This is a genomic window from Gluconobacter sphaericus, from assembly GCF_016757795.1.
Taxonomy (GTDB): Bacteria; Pseudomonadota; Alphaproteobacteria; order Acetobacterales; family Acetobacteraceae; genus Gluconobacter; species Gluconobacter sphaericus.
This window is the reverse complement of record NZ_CP068419.1, coordinates 2,492,644-2,507,781: the sequence shown is the minus strand read 5'-3', so window position 1 is coordinate 2,507,781 and position 15,138 is coordinate 2,492,644. Positions and strand designations below refer to the sequence as shown.

Annotated in this window: 13 protein-coding genes; 6 read left to right on the top strand and 7 right to left on the bottom strand. The window is 58.4% G+C overall.

Annotation, left to right across the window (positions count from 1 at the left end):
• Positions 1 to 114: 114 nt before the first annotated feature.
• Entirely contained in the window at positions 115 to 1,032 is a 918-nt protein-coding gene (locus IGS75_RS11860; protein ID WP_202256950.1) for a LysR family transcriptional regulator, read from the top strand.
• A 21-nt stretch (positions 1,033 to 1,053) separates the two neighbouring features.
• Here IGS75_RS11860 and IGS75_RS11855 read toward each other — a convergent pair whose 3' ends face one another.
• A complete protein-coding gene (locus tag IGS75_RS11855; RefSeq protein WP_202256949.1) occupies positions 1,054 to 2,025 on the bottom strand; it encodes a LysR substrate-binding domain-containing protein in 972 nt (323 codons plus the stop codon).
• A gap of 167 nt (positions 2,026 to 2,192) precedes the next feature.
• Between IGS75_RS11855 and IGS75_RS11850 the strand changes: the two genes are divergently transcribed.
• The 3 genes from IGS75_RS11850 to IGS75_RS11840 are packed head-to-tail and all read left to right on the top strand — an operon-like array spanning position 2,193 to position 6,457.
• On the top strand, positions 2,193 to 3,857 hold the full coding sequence (locus IGS75_RS11850; protein ID WP_202256948.1) for an MFS transporter: 1,665 nt from the start codon (positions 2,193 to 2,195) through the stop codon (positions 3,855 to 3,857).
• 15 nt (positions 3,858 to 3,872) lie between these two features.
• Positions 3,873 to 4,949: an HlyD family secretion protein gene (locus tag IGS75_RS11845; protein WP_202256947.1), complete on the top strand. Its 1,077-nt coding sequence runs from the start codon at positions 3,873 to 3,875 to the stop codon at positions 4,947 to 4,949.
• Positions 4,950 to 4,957: 8 nt separating this feature from the next.
• Positions 4,958 to 6,457, top strand: a complete 1,500-nt coding sequence (locus IGS75_RS11840; RefSeq protein ID WP_237468793.1) for an efflux transporter outer membrane subunit — start codon at positions 4,958 to 4,960, stop codon at positions 6,455 to 6,457.
• Between the two features lie 24 nt (positions 6,458 to 6,481).
• Here IGS75_RS11840 and IGS75_RS11835 read toward each other — a convergent pair whose 3' ends face one another.
• Positions 6,482 to 7,384, bottom strand: a complete 903-nt coding sequence (locus IGS75_RS11835) for a S1/P1 nuclease (RefSeq protein WP_202256945.1) — start codon at positions 7,382 to 7,384, stop codon at positions 6,482 to 6,484.
• 429 nt (positions 7,385 to 7,813) lie between these two features.
• A complete protein-coding gene (locus IGS75_RS11830) occupies positions 7,814 to 8,068 on the bottom strand; it encodes a hypothetical protein (RefSeq protein ID WP_202256944.1) in 255 nt (84 codons plus the stop codon).
• Between the two features lie 238 nt (positions 8,069 to 8,306).
• Between IGS75_RS11830 and IGS75_RS11825 the strand changes: the two genes are divergently transcribed.
• The gene (locus IGS75_RS11825) at positions 8,307 to 9,344 is read left to right on the top strand and encodes a Rieske 2Fe-2S domain-containing protein (RefSeq protein ID WP_202256943.1); all 1,038 of its coding nucleotides are present in this window, start codon (positions 8,307 to 8,309) and stop codon (positions 9,342 to 9,344) included.
• A gap of 75 nt (positions 9,345 to 9,419) precedes the next feature.
• Here the strand turns inward: IGS75_RS11825 and glpK are convergent, their stop codons facing one another.
• From glpK to IGS75_RS11805, 4 genes are all read right to left on the bottom strand, one after another.
• Entirely contained in the window at positions 9,420 to 10,958 is a 1,539-nt protein-coding gene (gene glpK, locus IGS75_RS11820; RefSeq protein WP_202256942.1) for a glycerol kinase GlpK, read from the bottom strand.
• A 52-nt stretch (positions 10,959 to 11,010) separates the two neighbouring features.
• Positions 11,011 to 11,907, bottom strand: coding sequence for an MIP/aquaporin family protein (locus IGS75_RS11815; protein WP_202256941.1), 897 nt, complete (start codon positions 11,905 to 11,907; stop codon positions 11,011 to 11,013).
• 36 nt (positions 11,908 to 11,943) lie between these two features.
• On the bottom strand, positions 11,944 to 13,524 hold the full coding sequence (gene glpD, locus IGS75_RS11810) for a glycerol-3-phosphate dehydrogenase (RefSeq protein WP_202256940.1): 1,581 nt from the start codon (positions 13,522 to 13,524) through the stop codon (positions 11,944 to 11,946).
• Positions 13,525 to 13,642: 118 nt separating this feature from the next.
• Positions 13,643 to 14,428, bottom strand: coding sequence for a DeoR/GlpR family DNA-binding transcription regulator (locus IGS75_RS11805; protein ID WP_202256939.1), 786 nt, complete (start codon positions 14,426 to 14,428; stop codon positions 13,643 to 13,645).
• Between the two features lie 238 nt (positions 14,429 to 14,666).
• Between IGS75_RS11805 and IGS75_RS11800 the strand changes: the two genes are divergently transcribed.
• Positions 14,667 to 15,089 carry an RcnB family protein gene (locus IGS75_RS11800; RefSeq protein WP_202256938.1) on the top strand — a complete coding sequence of 141 codons (423 nt, stop codon included), beginning with the start codon at positions 14,667 to 14,669 and terminating at the stop codon, positions 15,087 to 15,089.
• Positions 15,090 to 15,138 lie beyond the last annotated feature (49 nt).

Sequence of the window (15,138 nt, the reverse complement as noted above, 5' to 3'; positions counted from 1 at the left end):
GTCAGGTATCGGGGATGGGAGTGTTTAAAGGCTACGATGAACCGATAAGTCTCCCTTGATAATTGTTTCGATCTCCACAAAACCTGTGAAACAGTTTCATAGATCGGAAGACAGATGGATAACCGTTTCGGGGAGATGAAAATCTTTCTCCGCGTTGTGGAGAGCGGCAGCTTTTCCGAGGCCGCACGCCTTTCCATGACCACACCGTCCACCGTCAGCAAACTGATCGGGCGGATGGAGAACCGTCTGGGGGTCCGGCTCGTAGAGCGCTCGACCCGCAGACTGTCAGTCACGCCCGAAGGTCTGGCCTATTACGACCGTGCACAAGCCCTGATCGCAGAGCTGGATGACATGGAAGGGTTCCTGTCCAAGAAAACCGTCCAGCTCACAGGAACAGTGCGGATCAATGCGTCCGTGGCATTCGGAACGCTGGTACTGGAGCCGCTTCTCCCCGCATTCTGGGAGGCCTATCCGGATATCGTGGTCGATCTGTCGCTCTCCGATGAAATGACGGACCTGTATCTGGACCGGACAGATGTCGCCTTCCGTGTTGGAAAACTGCAGGATTCCAGCCTGACGGCCCGCTATCTGGGAAGCGTGCCGCGGCTGATCGTCGGCGCACCGAATTATCTGGAGCGGTTCGGACGGCCTGAAACGGTGGACGATCTGGAGCATCATCGCTGTCTGGGCTTTAATTTTCGCCGGGCAGCTCCAGTCTGGCCTCTTCGGGAGCGGGGCAGGATCGTGGATCGGCTCGTCCAGGGCCCCTTGCTAGCCAATAATGGCGAAACCGTCCGCTGGGCCGCGATCCGTGGGGCCGGGCTGGCGCGCCTTGCAGAATATCATGTGCGCGAGGATCTGGCCGCGGGACGTCTTGTAGAAATTCTTGCCGAAAGCGGCACGCGGGACGAGGAAGAGATTCATGCGCTCTACCAGGGCGGAAAGCAGGTGCCCCAACGTATCCGGGCCTTTCTGGATTTCGTCGTCCCGCGTCTTCAGGCCAGCCTCAGACCGCTTGCGGAAAATCTATGAACGCAATTCCCGGATCCTTACTCAAGAACTCTTTAGGATGAGGCTGCCTTCTCCACGAAAGCGGACAAGTTCGCGGCGAATGACCTGAAAGACCGTATCGCGCAACCAGCGGTGCACTCCGTCTGTATCCACGCGGGGATGCCAAGCCTGAAAAGACGTAACAGGCGGCAGTTCGAACGGGAAATCGAAAGCCTCAAGCTGGATCTGGGAAAGTGGAAGGCGGTCAATCACTATGTCGGGCAAGGGAAGGATCATATCCGTCTCGCGCATGGTATCGATCATGGAATGGTAGGTCGGCACGACCATCGCGATAGGGCGGGTCAGGCCATAGCGTTCCTTGAGAATAGTGTCGATCGGGCCATAGGATCGGCCTTTGCGGGAGACACTGATATGATCGTAATCGACTAGCGTCTGCGGTGTAATACCTCGCGCGAAGATAGGGTGCCCTTCACGAACTATCGCGCGAAATGACGTCAGGAACAGCGTCTGGCGCATGATTTCAGGACGCAGGTCGTCCGTGGCGCCAACATAGAGATCAATCTGGCTGTTCCGCAGAGCCTCACTGGCCGTCTCTTCCGTTTCGGGAGCGAACACAACGCTACAATTTGGACATTCCTGCTTGAGGGCCATCAGGATGATATGCCCGAACGCACTGACGACAAGATCATTGGCGCGGATCGTGAAACGGGGTGAGAGGTGCCGCAGGTTCAGCGTTTCGCTGTCATTCACCAGCGCATCAGCGTCGCGCACGATACTCTGAACTCTATCGCGGATCCGGTTGGCGAAAGTCGTGGCCATCATGCGTCGGCCTGACAGGACCAAAATCGGATCCCCGAAAACAGTCCGTAGCGTTGCGAGATGGCGGCTCATGGCGGCGTCACTCACCTTCATGCGCAGCGCGGCTTTTGAGACGCTCTCTTCCTCCACGAGAACCTGAAGATACCGCAGAAGATCGAGATCGTAGCGTCTGTGGCCGTCGGTCCGCTTTGCCAAATTATCCTCCGTTTTCTGCGGTTTGCGAGCATATTTTCACGCCTTCTCGTGAAAATGGAAAGGATTTCCTCAACCCTTACGAAAAATGGAAACGTCACTTACCACAAACGTGGGTTTTCGGACCAGCGCACCCCGGATAGTGGCTATGCCGAAACGAAAGAGACCCCATGCAACCAGCAGATTCGCCTCCAGCAGGTGCACCGCCCGCGCAGCCCTCCTATATCCCGCCCTTCGGCATGCGGACCATTGTCGGCTGTCTGGGAATGCTTCTGGCCGTGCATGTGGCCGGCTTCAATGAGCACATCACGGAAATCGGCCTCGCCGATATCCGTGGTGCGATGCATATAGGGCATGACGAGGGGACCTGGTTCACCTCGATCTATGAAGCCTTCAACATCGCGGCCATGGCGTTCACGCCCTGGTTCTACATGACGTTCTCGATCTACCGCTTCTCGATCTTCATGACGGCTGTCCTCGCCATTCTGTCAATTCCGCTGCCCTTTATGCCGGATATGGTCTCGCTGTGCTTCCTTCGTGCGGCGCAGGGGCTGAGCGCTGGGTGTTTGCCACCGGTCCTGATGACGGTCATGCTCAAATACCTGCCGCCACCCGTCAAGGTGTTTGGCATTGGTGGCTATGCGATGAGCGCGACCTTCGGCCCCAATCTGGGTGGCCCACTCGAGGCAATGTGGTTCGAGCATGTAGGCTGGCGCTGGCTGTACTGGGAGGTCATTCCCTTCAGCATCATCGCCATCGCCATGATGGCCTACGGACTGCCACGCGATCCGGTGCATCTCGAACGGTTCAAAAATTTCAACTGGCGCGGCTTTTTCATTGGTGTGCCGTCCATCCTGTGTGTGGTGACCGTGCTCTATCAAGGAGACCGGCTGGACTGGTTCCGTTCGCCGATCATCTCCCATCTGACATTCTGGGGCGGCGCACTGTTCGTGGGGTTCCTGTTCCATGAATGGCACCATCACAGCCCATTCTTCCGGCTTCAGTACTGGAAGAACCGCAACATCACGATGGCGCTTCTAACACTCGTTGGCGTGCTGGTAATCTGCGGACTGATGTTGGAAGTGCCGATGACGTATCTGGAAGCCGTACGGGGATATCGACCCATTCAGGCAGCTCCAGTCGCGCTGACGGTTGCCCTGCCCCAGCTCATCGTGCTGCCGCTGACGGCTGCGCTCTGCAACTCCGCGCGGGTGGACTGTCGGTATGTGTTGGCGTTCGGCATGTCGTGTCTGGCGCTGGCAGCGTTCCTTGGAACCTGGCTGACACCAGACTGGGTACGGGATAACTTTTATCTCCTTCAGGCGCTTCAGATCCTCGGTCAGCCAATGGTCGTGATCCCAGTGCTCATGTTGGCCACCATGTCTCTGGGGCCAGCGGACGGCCCGTTCATCTCAGGCATGGTCAACATGCTCAAGGGCATGGCCAATGCACTCGCAGCCGCCATTTTCGAAATCCTGCTCCGTCGCCGGGAACAGTATCATTCCACAATGCTGCTGGACCGGGCAGGCAACAACGCCACCGCACTGTCGGGCATGGGCAATCCGATCCACGCAGCAATCAGCAACAGCTCGCCCGATAGCGATCATGTAGCACGTAATACACTCGAGATCTTCCACACTTATCTGCACGAACAGTCGATCACGCTGGCACTGGTGGACATCTATTTCGTCGTGATGTGCCTCAGCATTGCCTATGTCGCACTAACGACCGTGCTGCCGAAACGGGTTTATCCGCCCGGCAAGGGACCAGCTCCGGCCATGCCTGCCGCAGCCCGCGAACCCGACCCTTCCTCCCTTCCAGCCACCGCACACTGACGGACCTGCCTCAATATGATTTACGGAAAACCCCTTCTTTTGGCCGGATGTGCGGTCGTTGTCCTGACAGGCCTGGCCTGGACGGCAGACCGTTTCTTCGTGGGCGACGGTATCCGTCAGGAGACCAACGACGCCTACGTCACGGCAGATTTCACGACAGTAGCTCCGAAAGTTTCCGGGCGTATCGACCGCGTGCTGGCCGAGGACAATGAATACGTCCATGCCGGGGAAGAACTCGCCCATATCGAAGATGACGATTACCGAGCGGCTTTAAGAGAAGCCCAGGGCGATACCGCTGCAGCGCAAGGCGATGTGGACAACCTTCAGGCTTTGCTGGACCGTCAGGGCTCCATCGTCGATGCGGCGAAATATACCGTGCAGTCCGACGAGGCCGCGCTGGTTTTCGCCCGGCAGAATGCGGCACGGTATCGCAATCTCTCCGCTGGCGGAGCCAGTACGATCGAGCAGCAGCAGGGTGCGGAAGCACGGCAGCTTGAGGCCGTCGCCGCCCTGGCCCGCGACAAGGCTGAAACCAGCACGGCCGAACAGCAGGTCGCGGTGCTGAAGGCGCAGCTCGAAAAAGCACAGGGCGCATTGCTAAAAGCGCAGAGTTCCGAGCATCAGGCCGAACTGAACCTGTCCTACTGCACCATCCCTGCCCCCGTGGACGGCGTAGTCGGCGAGCGTGGCGTGCGCGTTGGTGCGTATGTTCATCCGGGTACAGGACTGCTTGCAGTCGTGCCGGTGCGCAAGGCTTATGTGCTGGCGAATTTTCAGGAAACCCAACTGACGAAGGTTCAGACCGGTCAGAGTGCCACAATCTGGGTTGATACTTTCCCCGGCCATCCGCTCAAGGCGCATGTAGACAGTCTAGCCCCGGCGACGGGTGTAGCTTTCGCCGCGATCCAGCCTGACAATGCAACGGGTAACTTCACCAAAGTCGTGCAGCGCGTTCCGGTTAAGCTGACCTTCGATCCCGGCCAGCCTCTGGCAGAAAAGGTACGCGTCGGCATGTCCGTTGAAGCGCAGATCGACACTTCCTCGACGCCTGAAGGCATTCATGCCCATGACGAGCGGTACCTCTGGAAATGAGATCTTTCATGTTCCAACCCTCCCGCTGCCTTCTGTTGGCACTCACCGCGCTGTCCGCCTGCACAGTCGGTCCGGACTATCATCGTCCCGACCCGCATGCACCGGTCCATTGGCACCAGAGCCTCGCACCTGCTGCGAGCCATCCACAGGAAACCTCCGTCATTGAGGCTCAGTGGTGGCGGATCTATCGTGACCCAACGCTGACGGCACTTGAAGAGGATGTGGCGCGCAACAACCTCGACCTTCGCGAGGCTGCCCTGCATTTCACGGAAAGCCAGGCTGAACGAAAGATCGCCAGTGCCGCCCAGATGCCGCATATGGAAGGCGCTGCATCCTACGCCCGTGAGCGGGCCAGCACGAATGGTATTCTCGGCCTGCTGGGCACCATGCAACAGGCCGGCGCCGGCGAGGTTGCCAGCGGTCAACAGGGCTTTGGACCGGCGGCAATGAATGGCACGCAGGGCAACCCGTCTTTCAATCTGCCACAATACGGGCTGAGTGCGTCCTGGGAGGTCGATTTCTGGGGGCATGTCCGGCGGCAGATCGAAGCGGCTACCGCAGCCATGCAGGAAACAGAAGAACTACGTCGCGACGTACTTGTCTCTCTGATGGCGGAAACCGCTCAGGATTATCTGAGCCTGCGCAATATCCAGACGCAGATCGGCATCACGCAGCAGAGCATCGCCATTGCACAGCATAGCGTAAAACTGACGGAACTGCGCTTCGCACAAGGTACAGCAACGAAACTCGACGTCGCCTATTCCCGTGGGCAGATGCATGGCTTTGAGGCACGACTTCCAGTCCTCAAAAGTCAGGAAGTGCATCTTGTGAACGCCTTGAGCTTCCTGACGGCGCGGGAGCCGGGCGCGCTGAAGGAAAGGCTTGGATCGACACAGACGATCCCGCCCGTTCCCGATATCATTCCGGTTGGCCTGCCCTCCGAACTGGCTGAGCGCCGTCCGGATGTGCGAGCCGCCGAGGATCACCTCCATGCCGCGACGGCCAGCATCGGCGTGGCGATTGCAGACTTTTTCCCGCGCGTAACACTCTCGGGCAGTCTCGATATTCAGGCATTACAGTTCAGCGGCTTAGGCTCATGGGCATCCCGTCAGTACGGGTTCGGCCCGACAATGACGCTGCCACTGTTCGAAGGTGGACGCCTGACCGGACAGCTTCATCTGCGCCGGGCCCAGCAGAAGGAAGCGGCGATTGCGTTACAGCGCACGCTTCTGAAAGCCTGGGAGGAAGTTGATGATTCCATGGCGGATCTGAGTGCCGCACAAGAGCGTCGGAAGCGGCTGGAAGAAACGGTTTCGGAAGACGAGACCGCCGTCCATATTGCGCAGCTTCAGTACAGTCAGGGTTCTGGAGACTTCCTCAACGTCCTGACAACGCAGAACGCCCTTCTTGCGAGCCGTAGCGCGCTGGCTGAATCCAGCGCCGGCGTATCTGTTTCCGTAGTCCATCTGTACCGGGCGCTGGGCGGTGGATGGGCGCAGAAATCCTGACATCCATCCATACAAACACCGTTCTCAGCCGCCGTTCAGGGCGGTGTTGAGAACGGCTGCCAGACGCACACCGGCCTGTTCCAGTCGCAACTCGATGATCGGCCAGGTCAGCGCGGTGTAGTCCTTGCCGATATCGGCACCCTTGTTCGCTGGAAGTGCGCCATAGGCCACACTGCGAGCGAGGGAGTGGCTCTCGTCGGCCCAGTCAACCGTTGCGTTGTAAACATCGCCCCCGTCCAGATCCTGCACCCAGTATTTCGTCTCATCCGGTGTAATCAGGGCGCCAAGACGGTCTGCTTCCTTCTTCGCACGGACGGCGTCGATGCTGTAGAACGGGCCAACATGCAGGTCCGCCTCATGGTCCATTACCCCCTCGTCCCACAGGGAATGCAGGTTCATGTGGCCGTTGGCGTTGTCGCCGAAATAAGTCAGGCGGATGGCGTTCCCACCCATATCCTTGTTACGCTCGGCAGCGTGCAGCGGCTGGTGGATATCGCCCATCAGATGCACCACCCATTTAAGGGCAACCAGCCGGTCCTGAGCCGAAGCATGCGTGTCAGCGAGGATTTTGGTCTCCTCGGGCAGCTTCTCGACGACGCAGGCATGGTCGGGGCAGTCGCGGGCCTGATCATAAGCCGGATGGGACACGTCGATATCGACGTAATGCCATTTCAGCGTCTCAGGCAGACCACCCTTTTTCTTGGGCACATGACCGATCGTATCCGGCCAGGAGGCGACCTGATCAAGGGTCTGATGGTTCTCAAGTGCCAGCAGGGCCGTGACGGCCTTCTGGGCCTGTGGCGTCAGACGCTCCTGCGCGATATCTGCCACGATCGCATGACCGTAAGGCCCCCACGCAAATGCGCTGGAAGAAAAGACAAGAGAGCCGGCCCCGATCAGGGACGCACAAAGAAGACGAAATTGCATGGAAACCTGACTGTCCAACTCTGAAAGTGATGCTGCCACAGCTTCTCATCGTTTCAAGAGCATCACAAGGCATTCTGCGGCACAGACCACGTCGTCGTGCCCGCACATATTCCCATGTTCCGGGAACACTCCCACCCCGCTTACCCGAGCTACGGAAAGCAGAATTCCCAAAAGCAGAACAGGGCACATCAACTAACGGTTCTTCGAACCCTCCGTCTGATCATGCCGATCCTGAACGGCGTAAACCTCAAAACGGCGGATGGCCATGCCCGTATGCCGGCCTTCAGCAGCACGTCAGATGTGCAGCGTCTGGGTAACGAAGAAGTCGTGAGCTTCGTGAACTATGTCAGCAAAACCTTAATGAGCATACGAAGCACTGATGCCTGCCTGTTTCGCGCGGCAGAAAAGCGGAGGTCGAACTGTCTAGGATCAGCCCCCGCTGGAGCGTTTGTTCGTCAGCAGCAGAATAAAATACGGCAGGAAGAAATACAGTGCGATCATGATCATCAGAGGCTCTAGAAGCCATGCCATGTTTTCATGAAACAGAGACTGGCTGAACAGGTTGCCCAGCCCCATCATACAGCTGACGCAGAAGAAACCGCCCAGATTTGCAAAAAATCCCCGATCTCCGTTGATCTGACGCAGCTGCTGGAAAAAAGGGCTGGACTGCTGCGAGACGGTCATGCGGACATACTTCCTGTTTGCCGGCGAAGGATGAGACAAACACGCCAGTCGCATTCGTTCATTTTCCGGACTGACAGGCAGGATACTGCCACCTTCCACAAGATCAAAGTCCGAACTCCATAAAAAGCACCTCACTTCACTCAAGAGATCTCTTTTTGCGAACGAATGATCATGTAATTTGATATATCCGCGAACGTTCCGATCATGAATGATGTCTTCTCATGTTCCGGAGCTTCCCATGATCTCACAGACCGCCACCGTGCCCCTGCCCCGAAACTGCACGTTCGAAGCGGCGGACTGGGATCTTCTCTGCCGCTGTTGGCATCCGGTCGCACTGGTGCGCGAACTTGAAGAAAAACCATTGGGCGTGACGCTTCTTGACGTACCTCTTGTGCTTTATCGCACAGGTGGGAGGATCGTAATTGCCGATGACCTATGCCCGCATCGTGGCGTCCCGCTCAGCATGGGCACGGGTAATGGCGAGACGATTGCTTGCGCCTATCACGGCTTCCGCTTCGGTGATGGCGGAAAATGCGTGCGCGTACCCGCCCATCCTGACAGTGCAATTCCTTCCAAACTGAATCTGCGGACCTATCCGGCCGTCGAGCGGTACGGGCTGATCTGGACATGTCTGAATTCCGACGGGGTCGTGACGATCCCGCCAATGCCCCATTGGGACGAAGCAGATTTTCAGCAGATCACCTGTCCCTGGATCGATATCGCGGGTTTTGCGGGACGGCAGGTCGAAGGCTTCATCGACGTGGCGCATTTCGCCTTCGTCCATACCGAGACCTTCGCCGATCCCGATAACCCCGTCGTTCCCTCCTATATGCCCAGAATGACAAAAGACGGGTTCGAGGCGGAATATCGCAGCACAGTCAGCAATTTCCCGGTCGGGCATGAGGACTGGGAAAAACCGGGCTTTGAGTGGCTACGGCATTTCCGCATCCACGTACCTTTCGTGGCAACGCTGGAAATCCATTTTCCGAATGATGGACGGCTGGTCATCATGAATGCCGCCTCACCCGTTTCCGCACGGATGACACGCATGTTTTCGCCGATCTGCCGGAACTTCGACAAATATATCCCGATTCAGGCGGTCTATGATTTCAACCGAAAGGTCTTTGAGGAAGACCGTGCCTTGGTTGAGGCGCAGAAGCCCGAAAACCTTCCGCTCGACCCGACACTGGAAGCGCATGTCATGGCGGATCGCAGTTCTATCGCCTATCGCCGAGCCCTGCGTGGAATGGGTTTCAGCCAGTTCTTCACGGCCTGAGGCAAGGACGACAAAAAAACCGGCACCTGTTCTGGTGCCGGTTTTTTTTGTAAAGTTAACGCTTCTATTTAACGTTCAAGCCGCCTGGCTGGCTGTCATTTCCGCGCTAGAGTGCGCAACCGGCGCGCTGGTCGTCAGCGTGCGACGGACGGCATCGTGCCAGCCGTCAATCATGATCCGACGCTGTGCCGGGTCCATCTTCGGTGCGAAGACACGCTCCTGCTTCCAGGTGGCTGCAACCTCGTCCAAGCTCTTCCACAGTCCGACCTGCAAGCCCGCCAGGAAAGCCGCGCCAAGGGCCGTAGTCTCAATATTGACCGGACGTTCGACCTCGGCCTTCAGCATGGAGGACAAGAACTGGGCGAACCAGTCATTGACAGCCATGCCCCCGTCGATGCGCAGGATACTGGTGCGCATGGCACCGTCCTCACGCATGGCACGGATCAGATCATAGGTCTGGTAAGCTACAGATTCCAGCATTGCACGCGCGATATGCGCCTGCGTAGAACCAAGCGTCAGACCACAGATCAAGCCACGTGAATCCGGGTCCCAATGCGGAGCGCCGAGGCCGACGAAAGCGGGCACCATGTAAACGCCATGGCTATCCGGGATGCGGGTTGCCATATCGTCGGTCTGGGAAGCGTGGGTGATCAGTTTCAACCCATCACGCAGCCACTTGATGCCGGCGCCTGCCACGAAGATGGAACCTTCCAACGCGTAGAAGGTCTTACCACCAATGCGATAGGCAATCGTGGTCAGCAGACGGTTGTTGGACGTGATCGGCTTCTCGCCGGTGTTGAGCAGCATGAAGCAGCCCGTCCCGTAAGTCGCCTTGGCCATCCCCTCCTGGAAGCAGGCCTGCCCAATGACGGCGGCGTGCTGATCGCCCGCCATGCCGCCGATGGCGATCTTCTCGCCGAACAGCTTGGCTTCCGTCTCACCGAAATCACTGCTGTTGTCGCAGACTTCCGGCAGAAGGGCGCGCGGCACATTGAAGAGCTTCAGAAGCTCCTCGTCCCATTCCTGCGTGTGGATGTTGAACAGCGACGTGCGGCAGGCATTGGTGATGTCCGTCGCATGGCGCTTGCCGCCGCTCAGGCGCCACAGCAGGAAGCTGTCAATCGTGCCAGCCGCCAGTTCGCCCGCCTCCGCGCGACGACGGGCATCGGGGACATGATCGAGCAGCCAGGCAATTTTGCTCGCCGAAAAATAGGGGTCCAGCAGCAAGCCCGTCTTTTCACGGACCATGGCTTCCTTGCCCTGCTGGCGCAAGAGGTTGCATTCATTAGCCGTGCGACGGTCCTGCCAGACGAGCGCGCGATGGATGGCACGACCCGTCTCGCGGTCCCAGATCACGATGGTTTCGCGCTGATTGGTGATGCCAAGAGCCGCGATGCGCTCCACACCCCCGACCTCATCGATCGCCTCGCGCGCGGTGGCGAGCACATCACGCCAGATGTCCTCGACATCGTGCTCAACCCAGCCTAGCTCGGGATAATACTGCGGGAATTCGCGGCGGGAAATGGCCAGAGCCTGCGCATCCTTTCCGAAGACAATGCTGCGGGTCGAGGTCGTGCCCTGATCAATGGCGAGGATGCAGTCTTTCTTGCTCATGATGTGTTCTCCGGCGAAAGGTCTTGGAAGTTCGAAGGGTTTCAGACGGATTTCAGGAGACCCGGTTAACGACGGGAAACGCGGGGTCGTCCGGGTTGGACACGACCAGGACCGGCTCGGCGGGATTGACCCCGTCGGGCGCTACGGTGATGGTCTGTTCCAGATAACGCGGCATAAAGGGACGCAGGCCGAACTGGTAAAGGGCCGCCCCGATCGGACCGCCGACCAGCGGCGCCACGACAGGAACCCAGAAATAGTTGCCCGGAGCCGGCAGTGCGCTCTGTCCCCAGCCCGCGAAGAAGCAGAACAGACGCGGGCCGAAATCACGGGCCGGATTGATGGCCCACGCATCCAGATAGCCACAGGACGCACCGATAATCGCGACCAGAAGACCAATGATCAGCGCGCTGGAGTTCGCCTGTGGCGCCTGCGTGTTATACTGGCAGGTAATCGCGAAGATCCCGAAGACCAAAGCTGCTGTCAGAACCAGTTCGTCCCAGAACGCATGCGCCACCGTCACGAAATCACCCGGATGAGTGAAGAATACGCCAGCCGAGCCACCATCGACGGCGCGCGTCAGGTTATGCGTTATGTTGAAGTGGTCGATAATCGGCACGTAAAGCGAGTACACCAGCGCCGCACCAGCAAATCCACCGAGCACTTGAGCGCTCATGTAAGGAATCACTTTCTTCCACGAGAAACCACGGAACATGGCTAGCGAAAGGGTGACCGCCGGGTTTGCATGAGTACCGCTGATCGCGCCGGTGGCATAGATCGCCACCGTCACGCCCAGACCCCAGACAATGCACACGCCCCAGTAGGCCGATTTGTACGGACTGGGATCGTAGAGCGAATACATTGCCGCAACCCCATCTCCGAAGAGGATGATGATTGCGACGGCGAAGAACTCCGAAAGGAGTTCACCAAGGTAACGCCTGTTTTCTGACATGACTGGCATCCGCCATGAAAAAGGAAGCGATAAGACTCAGGCGACGTTCTGACGTGCAACCTGACCTGGGTTGGAAAGAGAGGTAACATCCCCCTTCAGACGACCGTCGATATAGGTCTGAAGGGCTGCGCGATCGGCATCACTAACAAACAGACCAAGCCGCGAGCGGCGCCACAGGATGTCCTCGGCAGTACGGGCCCATTCGTTGCCGATGAGATAGTCCACTTCACGGGCACTGAGCGTGTCGCCGAACATCTGCCCCATCTCTTCAGGCGTGGACGTAGCGATAATATAGGCGCGCAGGCCGTAATTGCGCATCAGGCGCCAGGACGTGCGTTCGGACAGATGCGGCGCGTGAGCCCGGAAACGGCTGAGCTGGGCGTCGAAATCCTTCGGCGCGAACTCGCCGCCCGGAAGCGGTGTGCCGTCCGTCCAGCCCGGATTGCGTAGGACCGGAAGATGGGGCGCGAGCTTCTCAACGGCGTGTTCGGCCAGCTTGCGGAAGGTTGTGATCTTTCCACCAAAGACCGACAGGATCGGCGCGGCAGTCGCATCCACATCCAGGACGTAATCGCGTGTGACAGCCGAAGCATTGCCCGAATTGTCATCATAAAGCGGACGTACGCCCGCATACGTCCAAACGACATCTTCAGGACGGACAGTCTTCGTGAAATAGCGATTCACGCTCTCGCAAAGATAGGTAATTTCGTCAGGCGAGATCTCGACATGACCCGGATCCTGCTCCCACGGAACATCCGTGGTGCCAATCAGGGTAAAATCCTGTTCGTAAGGGATGGCAAAGACGATCCGCTTGTCCGGGTTCTGGAAAATGTAAGCCTGCGAACCTTCGAAAACGCGCGGAACCACGATGTGGCTGCCCTTGACCAGACGCACGCGATTGCGGCTCGGCACATTCAGGCGATCCTTCAACAGTTCCGCAACCCACGGACCTGCCGCATTAACGAGAACCTTGGCCTGAACCGTGCTCTGCTCACCCGTGCGGGTGTTTTCAAGCGTGGCGGTCCAACCCTGCGGTCCACGCACAGCTTTGACGAGACGCGTCCGCGTTTCGATCTTCGCGCCAACGCGCACGGCGTCCATGGCATTGAGAACCACGAGCCGGCTGTCCTGCACCCAGCCATCCGAATATTCGAACCCACGCACATATTCCGAACGCAACGACTTCCCTGCGAGAGCCGTTCGCAGGTTCAGCGCCTTCGTTCGCGGCAACGTCATGTTCGGGCACAGATGATCGTACAGGAACAATCCCGTCCGCAGCAGCCAGGCCGGCCGCAGCATCTTGGAATGCGGCAGCACAAAGCGCATCGGCCAGATGATGTGCGGTGCGATCTTCAGCAGACGCTCGCGCTCCATCAGCGCCTCACGGACCAGCCGGAATTCATAATATTCGAGATAACGCAGGCCACCGTGAATCAGCTTGGTGCTTGCGGAGGACGTATGGCTGGCAAGGTCATCCTGCTCGACGAGAAGCACACTTGCCCCCCTGCCCGCGGCATCCCTCGCAATTCCACAGCCGTTGATCCCGCCGCCCACAACCAGCAGGTCGTAAGACGCGGATGCGCCGGCTGGGGATGAAACCTCGTGAATCGATGACATCACACTCTCCTGTCATCACGCTCCAAAACGAGCGGTCGATGTTCGTTTTGGAGCATGTTGAACGATAAAGAAAGTATTTTATGTGATTCGTAACGCAATAGTGTGGAGCTAAAAGGAATTAGACGTTATTTTCAGCCACATGGAGCGTGACACCTGCCGCGTCCAGATAGCGCTGAAACGCCTCGGAGACCGGCCGGTCGGTAATCAGGTCGTCAATATCCTCAAGATTACCAACCCTCCCCATCGGGCGGCGACTGAACTTGGTGTGATCGGCCAAAAGCAGGACGCGGCGCGAATGCCGGATGATGGTCCGCGCGCACTGGATCTCGCTCAAATCGAAATCCAGCAGAGTTCCGCCTTCCTCGATTCCGCTGATCCCGATCACGCCGAATTCCGTGCGAAACGACGAAAGCGTCTCAATGGCGGTCGCCCCAAGAATGGCCCCGTCCCGTGGTCGCAACTGCCCACCGGCAAGAACGGTATGAAAATCTGCCCGCCCCGAAACCAGTGATGCGACATGCAGATTGTTCGTCACAATCCGCAGATCTCTATGATTTGTCAGCGCGCGGGCGAAGGCTTCCGTCGTAGTGCCAATATTGATGAACAGCGAAGACCGGTCTGGAATCAGGGCAGCAGCATAACGCCCGATCGCGGTCTTTGACGCAGAATTCAGAATCTGACGCGCGTCATAATCCAGGTTCTCAACCGTCGAAACCGGTGTCGCACCGCCATGATGCCGGGACAGAAGACCCAACCCGGCGAGATAGGTCACATCCCGGCGAATGGTCTGGACCGCCACACCGAAATGCTGGGCCATGTCCTCATTGGCCATGTAACCCTGGCTACGAACCAGACGCACGATCTGCTCCTGTCGAGGGCTTGTCTGAAGGGTCTCATGAGACATGGTGCGGTCCGGACAGCGAATGTGAGAAAACGAACATAAGCGCACATTGTATCACACAGAAACCCGATGAAGACCCTCCCGCCTTTTCATCATACAAAAAAAGCCTGAGCTCTTCCGGGCCGTCATATCGCCCGGTCCAGAAGCCATATTCCAGCCATGCTTGAAGGGCTTTATGATAGCTCAGAGCATGCCCCGGCCATTTCACCCGGGAGATCATGACTGGGTTTGAAGGTGCGTTATGAAGACAAGACTCTTTGCGGGACTGATGGCGACCTGCTTCCTCGCCGCGACTCCTCTCGCCTCTGCTGATCCGCGTGGCGGTGGCCCGGGTGGCCCAGGCAGCCGTCATGGAGATTTCCGTGGTGTTGGCCATGGCGGCGGACAAAACCGCATCTGGCGTCGTGGCGACCGTTATGACGGTCCGCGTGATGACCGCTGGGCCGTGAACAACTGGCGCAGTTATCGTGGCCTTTATGCTCCGCCGCGCGGCTATTACTGGATGCGCTACGGCAACCAGTTCCTGCTGACGGCCCTGGCAACCGGCCTCATCGCCGGCGTCGTAACGGCCAACAGCGGAGTGATGCAGCCGGGCGTTCCCGTAGCACCCCCGCCGCCCCCGCCAGGTACCGTAGCTCCGGGATATGGTCCCGGACCATACTGATCACGCCCCGTTCCCGATAAAAAAAGCAGGACTCCCACGGGGTCCTGCT